The organism is Streptomyces camelliae (assembly GCF_027625935.1).
Taxonomy (GTDB): Bacteria; Actinomycetota; Actinomycetes; order Streptomycetales; family Streptomycetaceae; genus Streptomyces; species Streptomyces camelliae.
The window spans coordinates 6,577,588-6,593,276 of the sequence record NZ_CP115300.1 but is presented as its reverse complement, the minus strand read 5'-3'; the positions used below and the strand labels follow the sequence as shown (position 1 = coordinate 6,593,276).

At 72.7% G+C, this 15,689-nt stretch carries 15 protein-coding genes; 10 read left to right on the top strand and 5 right to left on the bottom strand.

What is annotated here, in order from left to right; genetic code table 11:
* The first annotated feature begins 47 nt into the window (after nucleotides 1-47).
* The 3 genes from aceE (at nucleotide 48) to O1G22_RS30265 (ending at nucleotide 4,428) form a co-directional block, all read left to right on the top strand.
* Complete coding sequence (gene aceE, locus O1G22_RS30275) at nucleotides 48-2,750, top strand: pyruvate dehydrogenase (acetyl-transferring), homodimeric type (protein ID WP_270084218.1); 2,703 nt, start codon at nucleotides 48-50, stop codon at nucleotides 2,748-2,750.
* A 57-nt stretch (nucleotides 2,751-2,807) separates the two neighbouring features.
* Nucleotides 2,808-3,833, top strand: coding sequence for a helix-turn-helix transcriptional regulator (locus tag O1G22_RS30270; RefSeq protein ID WP_270084217.1), 1,026 nt, complete (start codon nucleotides 2,808-2,810; stop codon nucleotides 3,831-3,833).
* A 76-nt stretch (nucleotides 3,834-3,909) separates the two neighbouring features.
* Nucleotides 3,910-4,428 (top strand): DUF4240 domain-containing protein, encoded by a 519-nt coding sequence (locus O1G22_RS30265; protein WP_225102321.1) that lies wholly within the window; start codon nucleotides 3,910-3,912, stop codon nucleotides 4,426-4,428.
* On the opposite strand, the gene O1G22_RS30260 is transcribed toward O1G22_RS30265, so the two are convergent.
* Together O1G22_RS30260 and O1G22_RS30255 are read right to left on the bottom strand one after the other, a co-directional pair.
* Complete coding sequence (locus tag O1G22_RS30260; protein WP_270084216.1) at nucleotides 4,395-4,598, bottom strand: hypothetical protein; 204 nt, start codon at nucleotides 4,596-4,598, stop codon at nucleotides 4,395-4,397. The two genes, O1G22_RS30265 and O1G22_RS30260, sit on opposite strands and share 34 nt — an antisense overlap.
* A 41-nt stretch (nucleotides 4,599-4,639) precedes the next feature.
* Entirely contained in the window at nucleotides 4,640-5,605 is a 966-nt protein-coding gene (locus tag O1G22_RS30255; protein ID WP_428986519.1) for a peptidoglycan recognition protein family protein, read from the bottom strand.
* A gap of 423 nt (nucleotides 5,606-6,028) precedes the next feature.
* On the opposite strand from O1G22_RS30255, the gene O1G22_RS30250 reads away from it, so the two are divergent.
* Nucleotides 6,029-7,219 (top strand): MarP family serine protease, encoded by a 1,191-nt coding sequence (locus O1G22_RS30250; protein WP_270084215.1) that lies wholly within the window; start codon nucleotides 6,029-6,031, stop codon nucleotides 7,217-7,219.
* Nucleotides 7,220-7,228: 9 nt separating this feature from the next.
* On the opposite strand, the gene O1G22_RS30245 is transcribed toward O1G22_RS30250, so the two are convergent.
* Nucleotides 7,229-7,708 (bottom strand): GNAT family N-acetyltransferase, encoded by a 480-nt coding sequence (locus O1G22_RS30245; RefSeq protein ID WP_270084214.1) that lies wholly within the window; start codon nucleotides 7,706-7,708, stop codon nucleotides 7,229-7,231.
* A gap of 80 nt (nucleotides 7,709-7,788) precedes the next feature.
* On the opposite strand from O1G22_RS30245, the gene O1G22_RS30240 reads away from it, so the two are divergent.
* Together O1G22_RS30240 and O1G22_RS30235 are read left to right on the top strand one after the other, a co-directional pair.
* Nucleotides 7,789-8,682: a TIGR01777 family oxidoreductase gene (locus tag O1G22_RS30240; RefSeq protein WP_270086591.1), complete on the top strand. Its 894-nt coding sequence runs from the start codon at nucleotides 7,789-7,791 to the stop codon at nucleotides 8,680-8,682.
* A 247-nt stretch (nucleotides 8,683-8,929) separates the two neighbouring features.
* The gene (locus tag O1G22_RS30235; protein WP_270084213.1) at nucleotides 8,930-10,303 is read left to right on the top strand and encodes an NAD(P)/FAD-dependent oxidoreductase; all 1,374 of its coding nucleotides are present in this window, start codon (nucleotides 8,930-8,932) and stop codon (nucleotides 10,301-10,303) included.
* A gap of 18 nt (nucleotides 10,304-10,321) precedes the next feature.
* Here the strand turns inward: O1G22_RS30235 and O1G22_RS30230 are convergent, their stop codons facing one another.
* Nucleotides 10,322-11,779 (bottom strand): NsdA family TPR-like regulatory protein, encoded by a 1,458-nt coding sequence (locus tag O1G22_RS30230; RefSeq protein ID WP_270084212.1) that lies wholly within the window; start codon nucleotides 11,777-11,779, stop codon nucleotides 10,322-10,324.
* 260 nt (nucleotides 11,780-12,039) lie between these two features.
* Here O1G22_RS30230 and lipB point away from each other — a divergent pair, with 260 nt between their 5' ends.
* The 4 genes from lipB (at nucleotide 12,040) to O1G22_RS30210 (ending at nucleotide 15,104) form a co-directional block, all read left to right on the top strand.
* Nucleotides 12,040-12,837, top strand: a complete 798-nt coding sequence (lipB, locus tag O1G22_RS30225; protein WP_270084211.1) for a lipoyl(octanoyl) transferase LipB — start codon at nucleotides 12,040-12,042, stop codon at nucleotides 12,835-12,837.
* Nucleotides 12,838-12,960: 123 nt separating this feature from the next.
* Complete coding sequence (lipA, locus tag O1G22_RS30220; protein ID WP_225102302.1) at nucleotides 12,961-13,926, top strand: lipoyl synthase; 966 nt, start codon at nucleotides 12,961-12,963, stop codon at nucleotides 13,924-13,926.
* Between the two features lie 221 nt (nucleotides 13,927-14,147).
* Nucleotides 14,148-14,345: an SCO2195 family GlnR-regulated protein gene (locus tag O1G22_RS30215; RefSeq protein ID WP_225102303.1), complete on the top strand. Its 198-nt coding sequence runs from the start codon at nucleotides 14,148-14,150 to the stop codon at nucleotides 14,343-14,345.
* A 69-nt stretch (nucleotides 14,346-14,414) separates the two neighbouring features.
* The gene (locus O1G22_RS30210) at nucleotides 14,415-15,104 is read left to right on the top strand and encodes a DUF4191 domain-containing protein (RefSeq protein ID WP_225102304.1); all 690 of its coding nucleotides are present in this window, start codon (nucleotides 14,415-14,417) and stop codon (nucleotides 15,102-15,104) included.
* A 3-nt stretch (nucleotides 15,105-15,107) separates the two neighbouring features.
* Here O1G22_RS30210 and O1G22_RS30205 read toward each other — a convergent pair whose 3' ends face one another.
* The gene (locus O1G22_RS30205; RefSeq protein ID WP_270084210.1) at nucleotides 15,108-15,608 is read right to left on the bottom strand and encodes a flavin reductase family protein; all 501 of its coding nucleotides are present in this window, start codon (nucleotides 15,606-15,608) and stop codon (nucleotides 15,108-15,110) included.
* Between the last annotated feature and the right edge of the window lie 81 nt (nucleotides 15,609-15,689).

Genomic DNA, 15,689 nt, shown 5'->3' with positions numbered 1-15,689 from the left:
ACCCTTCACCGATGAGGGAACCCCCTTCGACTGAGGAAGGCGGCGACATGACCGACCCCAACGCCATCCAGCCGAGCGCGCTCGACCAGCTCCCGGACCGCGACCCGGAGGAGACCGCCGAGTGGCAGGCCTCCCTGGACGCCGTGGCCAGGGAAGCCGGGCCGCACCGTGCCGCGTACCTGATGCGCCGCACGCTGGAGCGCGCCGAGGCGGGCGGCATCGCGCTGCCGAAGCTCCTCGAAACCGACTACGTCAACACCATCCCCACCTCCGCCGAGCCGGCCCTGCCCGGCGACCCGGAGATGGAGGCCCGGATCACCGCCTGGAACCGCTGGAACGCGGCTGCGATGGTGACCCGTGGTGCGAAGCACGGCGTCGGCGGCCACATCGCCACCTTCGCCTCGGCCGCGTGGCTCTACGAGACCGGCTTCAACCACTTCTTCAAGGGCAAGGAGGGCGACGGCTCCGGCGACCAGCTGTACATCCAGGGCCACGCCTCCCCCGGCATCTACGCCCGCGCCTTCCTGGACGGCCGCCTGACCGAGGCGCACCTGGACAACTTCCGCCAGGAGGCCGGCGGCAACGGCCTGCCGTCCTACCCGCACCCGCGCCGCCTGCCCTGGCTGTGGGAGTTCCCCACCGTCTCCATGGGCCTCGGCCCGCTCTCCGCGATCTACCAGGCGCGCTTCAACCGGTACCTGACCAACCGCGGCATCAAGGACGTCTCCGCCTCCCACGTCTGGGCCTTCCTCGGCGACGGCGAGATGGACGAGCCCGAGTCGACGGCCGCGCTCGCGCTGGCGAGCCGCGAGGGCCTCGACAACCTGACCTTCGTCATCAACTGCAACCTGCAGCGCCTCGACGGCCCGGTCCGTGCCAACTTCAAGATCGTGCAGGAGCTGGAGGCCCAGTTCCGCGGCGCCGGCTGGAACGTCGTCAAGACGCTGTGGGGCTCGGCCTGGGACGAGCTGTTCGCGCTCGACACGACCGGCGCGCTCGTACGCCGTCTGCGCGAGGTACCGGACGCCCAGGTGCAGACGTACCAGACCCGCGACGCCGCCTACATCCGCCAGGACTTCTTCGGCAAGGACCCGGCGCTCGTCGAGATGGCGAAGCTGCTGAGCGACGACAAGATCCTTGAGTGTTTCCACCTCTCCCGTGGTGGTCACGAGGCCCGCAAGGTCTACGCCGCGTACAAGGCCGCCGTCGAGCACAAGGGCGCGCCGACCGTGATCCTGGCCCAGACGGTCAAGGGCCACACCCTCGGCGAGGGCTTCGCGTCGAAGAACGCCAACCACCAGATGAAGAAGCTGACGGTGGACGAGTTCAAGACGATGCGCGACCTGCTCGGCCTGCCGATCAAGGACAGCGACTTCGTCGACGGCGTGGTGCCCTACGGCCACCCGGGCGCCGACTCCCCCGAGGTCCGCTACCTCCAGGAGCGCCGCGCGGCCCTCGGCGGCCCCGCTCCGGCCCGCCGTACGCACGCGCTGGCCCCGCTGCCGGCCCCGGCGGAGAAGGCGTTCGCCTCCTTCGACAAGGGCTCCGGCTCGCAGAACGTGGCGACGACGATGGCCTTCGTCCGCCTGGTCAAGGACCTGGTCCGCGACAAGGAGACGGGCAAGCGCTGGGTGCCGATCGTCCCCGACGAGGCGCGCACCTTCGGTATGGAGTCGCTGTTCCCGTCCCTGGGCATCTACTCCCCCAAGGGCCAGACGTACGAGCCGGTCGACCGCGACCAGCTGATGTACTACAAGGAGGCCCAGAACGGCCAGATCCTCAACGAGGGGATCACCGAGGCCGGTTCGATGGCCGACTTCATCGCCGCTTCGTCGTCGTACGCGACGCACGGCGAGGCGATGATCCCCTTCTACATCTTCTACTCGATGTTCGGCTGGCAGCGCACCGCCGACCAGATGTGGCAGCTCGGCGACCAGCTCGGCCGCGGCTTCCTCGTCGGCGCGACGGCCGGCCGTACGACCCTGACGGGCGAGGGCCTGCAGCACGCCGACGGCCACTCCCCGATGATCGCCGCGACCAACCCGGCGGCGCTGTCGTACGACCCCGCGTTCGCGTACGAGATCGCGGTGATCGTCCGTGAGGGTCTGCGCCGGATGTACGGCGAGGCGAAGCCGGGCGAGGACCAGAACGTCTTCTACTACCTGACGGTCTACAACGAGCCGCTGCCGCAGCCCGCCAAGCCGCAGGGCCTCGGCATCGACGAGGGCATCGTCAAGGGTCTGTACCGCTTCAACACGGCGGAGTCCGCGGGCCTGTCCCCGGCCGCCAACGCCGCCCGCATCCAGCTGCTCGGCTCCGGTACGGCGATCCACTGGGCCCTTGAGGCGCAGAAGCTGCTCGCCGAGGAGTGGGGTGTCGCGGCCGACGTCTGGTCGGCGACCTCCTGGACCGAGCTGCGCCGGGACGCCATGGAGGCCGACGCGGCCCTGCTGCGCGGCGAGGAGCGCGTGCCGTACGTCCGCCAGGCCCTGCAGGGCGCCGAGGGCCCGGTCCTCGCGGTCTCCGACTACATGCGCCAGGTCCCGGACCAGATCGCGCAGTGGGTCGAGCAGGACTACTCCTCGCTGGGCGCCGACGGCTTCGGCCTCTCGGACACCCGCGACGCCGCCCGCCGCCACTTCGGCGTCGACGCCCGGTCGATCGTCGTCGCGGCCCTGGCCCAGCTCGCCCGGCGCGGCGAGGTGAAGGCCACGGCGGTCAAGGAGGCCCGGGAGAAGTACGGGCTGTAAAGAGCCGGACGATGAGGCCCTCCGCTGTGGCGGGGGGCCTCATTGCATGATGGCCGTATGCGTGCGGCCCGGCTCATCAAGATGGTGCTCCTCCTCCAGTCCCGCCCCGCCATGACCGCGGCCGAACTCGCGGCCGAACTGGAGGTCTCGGAGCGGACGGTCACGCGGGACGCGCAGGCGCTGTCGGAGGCGGGCGTGCCGGTGTACGCCGACCGGGGGCGGGCCGGAGGGTATCGGCTGGTCGGCGGGTACCGGACGCGGCTGACGGGGCTGGCCAGGAGCGAGGCGGAGGCGCTGTTCCTGAGCGGGGTGCCGGGGGCGCTCAGGGAGATGGGCCTGGACGACGCGGCGTCGGCGGCCCGGCTGAAGGTGTCGGCCGCCCTGCTGCCCTCGCTGCGGGACGCCCCGGACAGCGCGGGCCGGCGCTTCCATCTGGACGCGCCGGCCTGGTTCCGGGAGCCGGAGACGCCCGCGCTGCTGCCGGCGGTGGCCGAGGCGGTGTGGGACGACCGGCGGATCCGCGCGGTCTACCGGCGCGGGGAGAGCACGGTCGAGCGGGAGCTGGAGCCGTACGGGCTCGTGCTGAAGGCGGGCGTCTGGTACCTGTGCGCGCGGGTGTCCGACGGCCACGGCGACTTCCGGACGTACCGGATCGACCGGTTCGGCGCCGTGGATCCCCTGGAGGAACGCTTCACCCGTGACCCGGACTTCGATCTGCCCGGCCACTGGGCGGGCCAGGCCGAGCGGTTCGCGCGCTCGATCCTGCGCGCCGAGGTCGTCGTACGGCTGTCTGCGGACGGGGTGCGCCGGCTGCGGTACGCCGTCGATCCGCTGTCCGCGCGGGAGGCCCTGGCGGAGCCGGGCGAGCCGGACGGCGAGGGCTGGGTGACGGTCACGGTGCCGGTGGAGTCCGAGGAGGTCGCGTACACACAGCTGACGGCGCTCGGGGCGGAGGCCGAGGTGCTGGCCCCGGCGAGCCTGCGGCAGCGGTTCGCGGCGGACGCGGCCCGGCTCGCCGCGCGGTACGGGAACGGGGCGCCCGATGAAGACGGAGGGCCCGATGAAGACGGGGGCGCCCGATAACGATCCGCCGTACTCCGCCGTACTCCGGCGTACTCCGCGTGCGTCGCAGGGGTCCAGGCACGATGCTGGTCCCGTGATGGACGAGACGGAGTTCTGGGAGCTGATCGACACCAGCCGCGAGGCCGCCGAGGGCGACCCCGAGGATCAGGCCGACCTGCTCCTGGACCGGCTGCTCCAACTGGAACCGGACCTGGTGCTGGACTTCGCCCGTCACTTCGAGGCCCGCTACAACCGGGCCTACCGCTGGGACCTGTGGGGTGCCGCCTGGGTGCTGCTGGACGGGGCCAGCGACGACGCGTTCGACTTCTTCCGGTGCTGGCTGATCGGCCAGGGCCGGGAGGTCTTCGAGGGCGCGCTGCACGATCCGGACGCGCTGGCGGACCTGCTGGGCGACTTCGACGAGGAGATCGACGGCGACGGCGAGGAGCTGGGCTACGCGGCGGACGAGGCCTACGAGCAGCTGACCGGCACCGTCGCCCCGGACCTGGGCATCGCCCCGGCCCCCGCGGAACCGGAGGGCACCTCGATCGACTTCGAGAACGAAGCCGTCCTCGCGGAGCGTTACCCCAGGCTCTGGGATCGCTTCAGGGGCTGATCGGCCGGGACGTGCAGGGGCGGCGCCGCGTTGGCCCGGTCGAGCGCGGCGGCCGTGCCGGCGGCCGGGCCGACCACGACCGCGGCGACGACGCAGACCACGGTCCAGGGGCTGCGCACCGCCCGGCCCCACAGGGAGACCTTTTCCTGTCGCTGTGTACGACCGCTCATCGTTACCCCACCTCCGGTCGGCTTGTCGGCGTGCGTCGACCCTAGGGGGCGGTCCTCGGAGAAGGCTGCGGGACGCCTGTGGCGTTCCTGTGGGCGGGGCGGCCCTGGAGGCGGGCGGCGGCCTCGCGGATCTCGGGGAGGCGGGCGGTGAGGGCGGCGCCGGGGCAGCTGGTCATGTAGCCGGCGTCGTGGCCGGCCAGGGCGGGCAGGGTGACGGTGGTACCGGCCTGATAGCGGCTGAGGCTGCTGCTGGAGAGCAGCCGGGTGCTGTCGCGCGGGTCGACCCCGGCGAGGCCCAGTTTCCAGGCGACCAGGGCGGCGATCGCGTCGGTCATGGCGCGGGGTACGGGGACGCCCTCGGTGAAGGTGCCGAGGGCGGCGATGCCGGCGGTGCGGTGGTTGAAGCCGAGGGTGTGGGCGCCGGTGACGGGCCGGTCGACGCCTCCGGCGCGGCCCTCGTAGATGGTGCCGCAGCGGTCCACGACGAAGTTGTAGCCGAGGTCGTCCCAGTTGCGGTCACCGGTCTGGCCGGCGTACAGGTGCCGGATGATGCTGGGCGCGTCCGCGCAGTCGTAGGAACTGGGTGAGTCGGTGTGGTGCAGGAAGACGGCGATCACCTTGTCGTCGTAGTGGGGCGGCGGCTGGTGCGGGGTGAGGGGGCCCAGCCAGACGGACCGGGGCACGATGGCCGGGCGGTGCGCACGGTAGGGCGCCGTGGCCGCCCCCGCCCCGTGCCGGTCGGCCCGCACGGTGACGGGCGCGTCGCCTCCTCGGGTGAACAGCACCAGCGCGAGCAGCGCGAGGACCCCGGGCAGACACCCGGCCAGCACCAGCACCGCCACAGGCACCCGGCCACGCCACCGCGCCCGCCCGGACACGCCTGTCTCCGGCTCCGCCTTCCCGCCCGGCGCCACGGCGGCGGCGAACGGCGGCTCGGATCCCCCGTACGGCGGCGCGAAGGCTCCGGGCAGCGGCGCCGACGGCCCGGGCGACCCGGCGGGCCCCATCAGCCCTGTCGTCCACCGCGTCCCCTGCTCGGCGGATTCCCCGGGCTCCGGCACCTCGGAGCTGCTCAGCGCCTCAGGGACCTCTCCTGCGGCCACGGGCGCCCGCCGCACCCCCCACAACGGCACCCGCCCCCCACGCAGTGGCCCCCGCAGCCCGGGCAGCAGCCCCACCCCCGGGCGTCTCAGCGTTCTCAGTCTTCTCAGTGGTCTTCGAACAGCACGCATGGTCCCACTTTCAAGGCGACACGCCGTGCCCGCGATGTGCGCTGTGCCACCTGGTGGAACCATCATCCCGGTCCGGGACGTTTCTGGGGGTACACACATACGTGGTCGGTTCGCCGCGCGGTGGTCGTCCAGATGTGGGTGACTGAATCACCGGGCCCGTCCCGTCCGTACTGAGGGGTCCGAGAGAAAGGCGGCTCCGTGGACCTGCTCGACCTGGTGCTTGTGCTGGTGATCCTCGTCTACGCGGTGTCCGGCTACCGGCGCGGACTGGTGGCCGGCTGCGTCTCCCTGGCGGGGTTCGTCGGCGGCGCGGCCGTCGGCGTGTGGGTGCTGCCGTGGGTGACCGGTCTGGTGGCGCGTGGCACGGCGGCGGCGACGGTGCTCGCGGTGGTGACGGTGCTGGTGCCCGCGGTGGTGGGCCATGGGCTGGCGGGCCGGCTGGCGCTGCGGCTGCGCGGGGAGCTGGACCAGGGGCCGCGGCCGCTGCGGGTGCTCGACGGGATGGGGGGCGCCGCGGCCAATTCCGTCGCGGTGCTGATCGTGGCCTGGGTGGCGGCGAGCGTGCTGGGCGCGGCCCCGTCGCAGATGCTGACGACGGCGATACGGAACTCGACGCTGCTCGGCGCGGTGCAGCAGTCGATGCCGCAGACGACGCCGGCGTGGTTCTCCCGGGCCACCTCGGCGCTGACCGAGGCGGGTTTCCCGCAGGTCTTCAACCCGTTCGAGAACGAGTCGACGGCCCAGGTGGCCCGCCCCTCCGGCGACAGCGTGACCCCGGCCGCGACCAGCGCGGCGAAGCTGAGCACGGTGAAGATCGAGGGTGTCTCGGGCAACGAGGGCCGCGAGGGCAGCGGCTTCGTCTACGCCACGGAGCATGTGATGACCAACGCGCACGTGGTGGCGGGCATCGACCACCCGAGCGTGCGGATCGGCGGGGTCGGGCGGTCGTACGACGCCCGGGTGGTGCTCTTCGACCCCGACCGGGACGTGGCGGTGCTGTACGTGCCGGGCCTGCGCGCCCCGGTGCTGCACTTCGACGCGAAGGCGTCGCGCGGGGACTCGGCGGTGGTCGCGGGCTATCCGCAGGACGGCGGCCTGGATCTGCAGGCGGCGACGGTGGCGAGCCGGGTGGAGGCGACCGGGCAGAACATCTACAACGACGCCACGGTCACCCGGGACATCTACGCGATCCGCTCCACGGTCCGCCCGGGCAACTCCGGCGGCCCGCTGCTGACCACGGACGGCAGGGTCTTCGGGGTGGTCTTCGCCCGTTCCACCTCCGACGCCGAGACGGGGTACGCGCTCACGGCGTCCGAGGTGGCGGGCGACGCCCAGCGCGCGGCCACGGCGACCGCGCCGGTGGACGCCGGCCACCTGGTCAGCTCCTGAGCGTTCAGGTCACAGCGTGCGGCCCATGAGCACGTCGTCGACGTAGGCGCCGTCGAGGAGGAACTCCCCCGGCTGTACGCCCTCGACGGCGAACCCCTCGGACGCGTACAGCGCGCGGGCCGGGGCGTTGTGCCCGAGCACGCGCAGGCTCAGCCGTCGCGCACCGCGTCCGCGCGCCTGCGCGACGGCGGCCCGGATCAGCGCGCGCCCGATGCCCTGCCCGCGCGCCTCGTCGGCGACGGCGAGGCCCTGGATCTGCAGGACGTGCGCGTTGGAGGCGAGCGGGGTCGGGCGGGCGAGGCGGACGTACCCGACGATCCGGCCGCCGGACTCGGCGACCAGGTAGTCCCCGGGGACATGGCGCTCGTCGAAGAACGGCCCCTCGGGCGGGGGCGAGACGGCGTGCAGGGTGGACCAGGTGGCGCGGTCGAGCAGGGCGAGGCCCTCCTCGTCGTCGGCCACGGCCACGCGTATGTACGGCTCCGGCATGGCGATCACCCTACGGCGGGCGGCCGGAGCACCTCACGGGTTTTCGCCGCGGCCGCGGGCATGCTGGGGCCATGGAAGCCATGGAACGGATGCGTATCGCGGTGGCCGGTGCGTCGGGCCTGATCGGCAGCGCCCTGGTGCGGTCCCTGACGGCGGACGGGCACGAGGTGGTACGGCTGGTGCGCCGGGCGGCCGCGAAGCCGGACGAGGTCTGCTGGGATCCCGAGGGGCAGTATGTGGACGCGGCGGGGCTGACCGGGTGTACGGCGGTGGTGAATCTGGCCGGGGCCGGGATCGGCGACCGGCGCTGGACGCCGGCGTACAAGCGGCTGCTGCGGGACAGCCGGGTGCTGGGCACGGCCGCACTGGCGGAGGCGGTGGCCGCGCTGCCCGAGCCGCCGCGGGTGTTCGTCAGCGGCAGCGCGATCGGTTTCTACGGCGACACCGGCGACCGGGCGGTGGACGAGGAGGCGCCGCCGGGCGACGGGTTCCTGCCCTCGCTGTGCGTGGAGTGGGAGGAGGCGGCGGCGCCCGCGCAGGAGGCGGGCGTGCGGACGGTGTTCGCCCGGACGGGGCTGGTGGTGGCCCGGGGCGGCGGGGCCTGGGGGCGGCTGTTCCCGCTGTTCCGGGCGGGGCTCGGGGGGCGGCTGGGCGACGGGCGGCAGTACTGGTCGTACATCGCGCTGCACGACGAGGTCGCCGCGATCCGGCATCTCATCGACACCGAGTCCCTGTCCGGGCCGTTCAACCTGACGGCACCTGAGCCGCTGACGAACCGTGAGATCACGGCGGCGATGGCGCGCGTCCTGCATCGCCCGGCCGCGTTCGCGGTGCCGGCGCCGGTGCTGCGGGCGGTGCTGGGCGAGATGGCGGGCGACGTGCTGGGCAGTCAGCGGGTGGTGCCGAAGCGGCTGTTGGAGTCGGGGTTCACCTTCGCGTTCCCGGGCATCGACGACGCGATCCGGGCGGCCTGACGTATACGATCCGGCGGCCGGAGGCATGCGATCCCGCCCGCCCGCCGTACACGCGCCGTGCACGACGTGCACGAAGGATGTCCTGCGACCTCTTGTGACCGAATGCGACCTCCATGCGACCGTGCCCTGCCCATGCGCGACTGTTCGTGACCGATCACGGCCCTAACCTCGACCCGAACTCGGGTATCCCTGGAGCCTGTTGGGGGCATGACGTCTCCACCGGCCGCGCAACCACAGGAGGGGCCTCGTGCTTGAGCCCGCGTACCAGGTGGACGTCGTCATCGTGGGAGCCGGAATCGCCGGACTCTCGGCGGCTCATCGGCTCACCAGCGCAGGAGTAACGACCGCAGTCCTTGAGGCCGCCCCTTACGTGGGCGGCCGTATGTCGACGGAGAAGGTCGACGGCTTCCGGCTCGACCGCATCGGACAGCTGCTGTCCACGTCCTACCCCGAACTCCGCACGACCCCGGGCCTGGACTCCCTCGTCCTGCGCAGCTTCGCGCCCGGTGTCCTGCTGCACCGCGACGGGCACACCCAGCGCGCGGGCGCACCGGCACCCGGCGGGAGCGCAAGGGGCGCACGGGGCGCACTCCATGCGGTGCGCGCCCTGGCGAGCGCCCCCAGGAGTCCGGCGGCGGCTCCCGGCCGGGCCGGCGCGCCGGTGGGCGGCGCGGTGGACCAGGCCCGGCTGAGCGCCGCGCTCGGCCGGATCGCCGCCACACCCGTCGAGCGCATCCTGGCCCGCCCCGAGATGCCCGCCGCCCAGGCGCTCGCCCGGCGCGGGGTCCCGGCGCGCACGATCGACGGCTTCCTGCGCCCCCTGCTCGCCACGCTGCTCTGCGACCCCGGGCTGACCACCTCCAGCCGGTGCGCCGACCTCGCGCTGCGCGCCTTCGCGAGCGGCCGGCTGTGTGTGCCGGAGGGCGGGGCGGACGTACTGCCGGAGCTGCTGGCGCGGGCGCTGCCGCCCGGCACCGTGCGCACCGGGACGCGGGTGACCTCGGTGTCCACCACCTCGGTGACCACCGCCGAGCACGGGGAGATCCGCTGCCGGGCGGTGCTGCTGGCCACGGACGCGCGGGCCGCGGCGGAACTGCTGCCGGGCCTGCGGGTGCCGGACTTCCACCCGGTGACCGTGGTCCACCACACCACCGACGAACCGGCGGCCGTCTTCGCCACCGGCACCTCGCTCCTCCTGGACGCCGACCGGGGCGGGCCGGTGGCGCACACGGCGGTGATCAGCAACGTGGACCCGAGCCGGGCGCCGGTCGGTCGCGTCCTGATCTCCTCGACGGTCCTGGGGCCGCCGCCGGAGAGCGTGGACACCGCCGTCCGCATCCACCTCTCCCGGCTCTACGGCACCTCGACGCGCCGCTGGGAGACGCTGGCCGTGCACCACACCCCCGAGGCGGTCCCGGCGATGCGGCCCCCGCACGACCTGCGCCGCCCCGTACGCCTGCTGGCCGGCCTGTACGTCTGCGGCGACCACCGCGACACCAGCACGGTCCAGGGCGCCCTGCACTCCGCCCACCGGGCCGCGTCCGCGATCCTGGCGGACCTGGGAGCGGCGGGCTCGATGCACAACGCGGACCCGGCGCCGACGCTGCCGCGCGCGGCCTAGGGGGTGTTCAGCCCGGACTCACCCCAACGCCGCCACCTTCTCCCGATACCCCCTGGCCGGTGCCGCGTCGCGATACGGCTCCAACCGTCGCTCGAAGTCCCTCACGTACTCGATCGCGCGAGCGCTCCGCATCTCCGCGGCCTGGCCGGCGGCCTCCGCGGCCAGGGCGCAGGCCTGGTCGAGTTCGCCGAGGCCCAGGCGGGCGGTGGCGAGGACGACACGGCAGAAAAGGCGGCTGCGGGCGAAGGAGGGCGCGCGGAGCTGGAGGGAGCGTTCGGCGTGCTGGGCGGCGGCCCGGAACTGCTGCAGATCCCGGTGGCAGTGCCCGAACTCGTCGGCGAGCTGGGCCTCGTCGAAGAACTTGGCCCAGTACGGCACGTCGTCCCCGGGCCGGGCCGCCTCCAGGGCGCGCTCGGCCCGCACGAGCGCCGCGGTGCACGCCCGCACCTCGCCGAGCACGCCGTGCGCCCGTGCCTCGGAGGCGTGCAGCAGCGCCTGCACGACCGGCGGAGCGCCGGTGCCGACCCCCTGCTGGGCCACCCGGGCCAGCTGCACCGCCTCCCTGCCGTGCCCGAGATAGACGGCCTGGCGGCTCATGGTGACCAGCACGTAGGAGCCGTACGCCCGGTCACCGGCCGCCTGGGCGAGCCGCAGGGCCTGCACGAAGTAGCGCTGGGCGAGCCCGTGCGCGGCGATGTCGTACGACGTCCAGCCCGCGAGCCGGGTGAGGTCGGCGGCGGCGCCGAAGAGGCGGCGGCCGGTCTGTTCGTCGTAGGCGCCGCGGAGCATCGGCTCGCACTCGTGCTCCAGGTAGCGCACGAGGGCCTGGCGGGCGTGGCCGCCGCCGAACCGGTCGTCGAGGGTGCGGAACAGCTCGCCCACCGAGCGGAGCGCGGCGATGTCGCCGCCGGTGACCTTGTGCCCGGGGACGCGCTCGGCGTTCCCGCGCGCCCGGGGCGGGGCGAGCGGCTGGGGCTTCACCGGGCCCGGCCGGGCCTGCGCGGGCACCCGGGGCGCCGGGTCCCGGGCCACCTTGTCGTCGGGCTTGCCGATCAGCCAGTCCCGGCTGGGCACGACGAGTCCCGCCGGGGTGAAGGCGATCTTGCGCAGCTCGGCGTGGCTGCCGGAGTCCTTGCGCCACAGCCCGCTGACGATGTCGACGGCCTCCTCCGGGGTGGCCGCGAACTCCAGTCCGGCGTACACCGGCGCGCACGCGTCCAGGCCGAGATCCTGGGCGGTGAGCCGGCGCCCGAGCCGGCGCGTGAACACCTCGGCGATCAGGGCGGGGGTGGTACCCCGGGGCTGCTGTCCGCGCAGCCAGCGGGTGACCGAGGTCTTGTCGTATCTCAGGTCCAGTCCGTGCTCCAGGCCGAGCTGGTCGACTCGACGGGCCAGACCCGCGTTGGAGAACCCCGCCTCTGCGATGAGCGCGGCGAGCTGGCGGTTGGGGGTGCGCTGCGCGGGTCGGTCCGTCATCTGCGGTGCGGTCTCCTGCCTACCGGGCCTGAAGTGCCCGGATTGCCTTTGAGCAGCCCATATGGCCTCACGAACGGCGCGAATGTAGCGGAGAGTGAGCAGGCGATCGCACTTTACGCCAGGCATTCATCCGATCGTGTGAGGAACGCCCGCAGGGCTGACGTATGCCGGACGGACGTACAGTGACGTGGGCGCGTTACGTGCCTGACACACCGATTGCTCGGTCGATTGCCCGGTCGTCGCTGAGGGAGGCGCTTGCCGTGAGTGAGTTGCGGTTCGTCCGCATGGGGTTCGGTGCGGATGCCGTCGATTACCAGGAGGCCTGGGACGAGCAGCGCCGGGTGCACGCGGCCCGGTTCGCCGACGAGGTCCCGGACACCGTGATCCTCCTGGAGCACCCCCCGGTCTACACCGCGGGCCGGCGCACCGCCGACAACGAGCGCCCGCTGGACGGCACCCCGGTCATCGACGTGGACCGCGGCGGCAAGATCACCTGGCACGGCCCGGGCCAGCTGGTGGGCTACCCGATCCAGAAGCTCCCCCGCCCGGTGGACGTGGTCGCGCACGTACGGCGGCTGGAGGAGGCGCTCATCCGCGCCTGCGCCGAGTTCGGTGTGGAGACCACCCGGGTCGAGGGCCGCAGCGGGGTGTGGGTGCTCGGCGACCCGGTCGAGCAGCGGCCGGCGCTCGGCGGGCTGTCGCTGGACTTCGACCCGAGGCTGCACGACGAGGAGTTCGACCCCCGGCTCAACGGCCCGGAGTACGCCCCGTCCAACGCCGGCCAGCGCCGTGAGGACCGCAAGATCGCCGCGATCGGCATCCGGGTCGCCAAGGGCGTCACGATGCACGGCTTCGCCCTCAACGTGAACCCCGACAACAAGTGGTTCGACCGGATCATCCCGTGCGGGATCCGGGACGCGGGCGTCGCCTCGCTCGCGGACGAGCTGGGCCAGGACGTCACCATCGAGGAGGTCCTGCCGGTGGTCGAGCGGCACCTGAGGGACGTACTCGAAAATGCGGAGCTGAAGCCGCGGGTGATCGAGAAGGCGTCCGCCTGAGCCGGGAATGAGGCCTGCGGTCGCGAGGTTGGCCTCTGCGGCAGGGCGTGAAGAGTACGGGCGTACGCTGGTGTGCGCCGAGGAATCGAAGATTACGCGAAGTCGAACAGCAGGGAGCCGGTCGTGTCCGCAGTCTCACCCGACGGACGCAAGATGCTGCGCCTGGAGGTCCGCAACAGCCAGACCCCCATCGAGCGCAAGCCCGAGTGGATCAAGACCCGGGCGAAAATGGGCCCCGAGTACACGAAGATGCAGAACCTCGTGAAGAGCGAGGGCCTGCACACGGTCTGCCAGGAAGCCGGCTGCCCGAACATCTACGAGTGCTGGGAGGACCGCGAGGCGACCTTCCTCATCGGCGGCGACCAGTGCACCCGGCGCTGCGACTTCTGCCAGATCGACACCGGCAAGCCCGAGGCCCTGGACCGCGACGAGCCGCGCCGGGTCGGCGAGTCCGTGGTCACGATGGACCTGAACTACGCCACCATCACCGGCGTCGCCCGCGACGACCTGGAGGACGGCGGGGCGTGGCTGTACGCCGAGACCGTGCGCCAGATCCACGCGCAGACGGCGGAGCGCGAGGGCGGCCGTACGAAGGTGGAGCTGCTGGCTCCCGACTTCAACGCGGTCCCGGAGCAGCTGGCCGAGGTCTTCTCCTCGCGCCCCGAGGTGTTCGCGCACAACGTGGAGACGGTGCCGCGGATCTTCAAGCGGATCCGCCCCGGCTTCCGCTACGAGCGCTCCCTGAAGGTCATCACCGAGGCCCGCGACTTCGGCCTGGTCACCAAGTCCAACCTGATCCTCGGCATGGGCGAGACCCGCGAGGAGGTCAGCGAGGCGCTCCGGCAGCTGCACGAGGCGGGCTGCGAGCTGGTCACCATCACCCAGTACCTGCGCCCCTCCGTGCGGCACCACCCGGTCGAGCGCTGGGTGAAGCCGCAGGAGTTCGTGGAGCTGAAGGAGGAGGCCGAGCAGATCGGCTTCTCCGGCGTGATGTCGGGCCCGCTGGTGCGGTCCTCGTACCGGGCCGGCCGTCTGTACCAGATGGCGATCGAGAAGCGTGGCGCCTACGTCGCCTCGCAGGCTGTGTGAATTCGCGCACAAGCAATTACCGGCCAGTAACGGCCGGAACCGACGCGGTCCTGACCGTCCTCGCTGATGAGGGCGTCCATCAGGGCCGCGTCAGCGTTTGGACACCCCGCATCAAGGCTTCATGGTTGTTTGACCGGTCGGACACTCCCTGGTAACACCAAACAGTGACTCTGGTATCACGCCACGTACACCATCCGCTGCCCCGAGGGGGGACCTCGAACATGCAGGCCGCGCCCGTACGCGCCACCGCCATCCCGTCCTTCACCGACGCGCTCCGCGCCGTCGAGTCGCTGCTCATGAGCGGCGGTCAGCGCACCGCCCGCCGCAACGCCTGGACCTCCGTGCTGGAGGACCGCCGCCGCGCCAAGGACCGGGTCGAGGCGCAGCGTGTCCTGGAGCAGGCCGCGGGCGGCTCCTGACGCTCCGCCCGCCTTCCGCCCCGGACACTGCCGTCGTCCGCGCTCCCGGGGCCACGTAGACTTCGTGCCATGGCGAGGAAGGAAACCGCGGCGGACGCCGCGAACGCAGGGCGACTGAAGCAGATCGCTCTCACCTACAAGATGACCCGTAAGGTCGACACGAAGATCGGCCTTGTGCTCGGGGCCGTCGGCATCGGCACCTTCGCTGTCTTCCTCGCGATCGGCTTCCTGCTCGGGCACCCGGTCTATCTGGGTATCTTCGGCCTGCTGATCGCTCTGCTGGCGACCGCGATCGTGTTCGGCCGCCGCGCCGAGCGCGCCGCCTTCGGCCAGATGGAGGGCCAGCCGGGCGCCGCGGCCGCCGTGCTGGACAACGTCGGCCGGGGCTGGACGACGACTCCGGCGGTGGCGATGAACCGCAGCCAGGACGTGGTGCACCGGGCGGTCGGCAAGGCCGGCATCGTGCTGGTCGCCGAGGGCAACCCGAACCGGGTGAAGAGCCTCCTGGCCGCCGAGAAGAAGAAGATGAACCGCATCGTGGCCGACGTTCCGGTGCACGACGTCATCGTCGGCAACGGCGAGGGCCTGGTCGAGCTGAAGAAGCTGCGCACGACCATGCTGAAGTTCCCGCGCGTGCTGACCGGCCCCCAGGTGACGGCCACCAACGACCGGCTCCGGGCGATGGGTGACCTCATGTCCAACATGCCGTTGCCGAAGGGTCCCATGCCCAAGGGCATGCGCATGCCGAAGGGCCGCTGAGGCTCAGTTCAGCGAGCGGAACTCCCGCTCGCAGTAGACCATCGGCGACCCCTCGCCCAGCCGCACTCCCGTTACCCGGCCGACCAGGATCGTGTGATCCCCGGCCGGGTAACGCGCGTATGCGGCACAGTCCAGCTGGACCGGCGCCTGCCACACCGCGGGCAGCCCGGCGGGGCTCGGCCGCAGCAGGCGGTCGGAGAACTTGTCCGCGCCCTTGGTGGCGAACCGCAGCGCCAGATGCTGGTGCTCCGGGGCCAGCACGCTCACCGCGAAGTCCTCGCAGAGCGCGAAGACCGCCGCCGAGTCGGCCGTGTCCGACAGACACACCAGGACCAGCGGCGGTTCCAGGGAGACCGAGCAGAAGGAGCTGGCCGTGAAGCCGCGCGGGGTGCCGTCCTCGCAGCGGGCGGTCACCACCACCACGCCCGACGGAAAGCGCGCCATGGCGTCCCGGAACTCCTCGGGAGTCACCCCGGCCGCCATCACATCCTGACCATCGGTCATACCGCGCACCACCCGTCCCGCGACGTCCGGCCCGGTGACCGTTCGTGTCCGGGAGGTCACCGTCACCGATCACGACTATGC

What these genes read in the sequence shown, in the direction of transcription:
- O1G22_RS30215 (WP_225102303.1), top strand. Translation starts at nt 14,148, where the DNA reads ATGCAGGCCGCGCCCGTACGCGCCACCGCCATCCCGTCCTTCACCGAC.
- O1G22_RS30210 (WP_225102304.1), top strand. Translation starts at nt 14,415, where the DNA reads ATGGCGAGGAAGGAAACCGCGGCGGACGCCGCGAACGCAGGGCGACTG.
- O1G22_RS30245 (WP_270084214.1), bottom strand. Translation starts at nt 7,708, where the DNA reads ATGCCGGAGCCGTACATACGCGTGGCCGTGGCCGACGACGAGGAGGGC.
- O1G22_RS30255 (WP_428986519.1), bottom strand. Translation starts at nt 5,605, where the DNA reads ATGGGGCCCGCCGGGTCGCCCGGGCCGTCGGCGCCGCTGCCCGGAGCC.
- O1G22_RS30260 (WP_270084216.1), bottom strand. Translation starts at nt 4,598, where the DNA reads ATGAGCGGTCGTACACAGCGACAGGAAAAGGTCTCCCTGTGGGGCCGG.
- O1G22_RS30230 (WP_270084212.1), bottom strand. Translation starts at nt 11,779, where the DNA reads ATGACGGACCGACCCGCGCAGCGCACCCCCAACCGCCAGCTCGCCGCG.
- O1G22_RS30270 (WP_270084217.1), top strand. Translation starts at nt 2,808, where the DNA reads ATGCGTGCGGCCCGGCTCATCAAGATGGTGCTCCTCCTCCAGTCCCGC.
- O1G22_RS30205 (WP_270084210.1), bottom strand. Translation starts at nt 15,608, where the DNA reads ATGACCGATGGTCAGGATGTGATGGCGGCCGGGGTGACTCCCGAGGAG.
- O1G22_RS30240 (WP_270086591.1), top strand. Translation starts at nt 7,789, where the DNA reads ATGGAACGGATGCGTATCGCGGTGGCCGGTGCGTCGGGCCTGATCGGC.
- aceE (WP_270084218.1), top strand. Translation starts at nt 48, where the DNA reads ATGACCGACCCCAACGCCATCCAGCCGAGCGCGCTCGACCAGCTCCCG.
- O1G22_RS30265 (WP_225102321.1), top strand. Translation starts at nt 3,910, where the DNA reads ATGGACGAGACGGAGTTCTGGGAGCTGATCGACACCAGCCGCGAGGCC.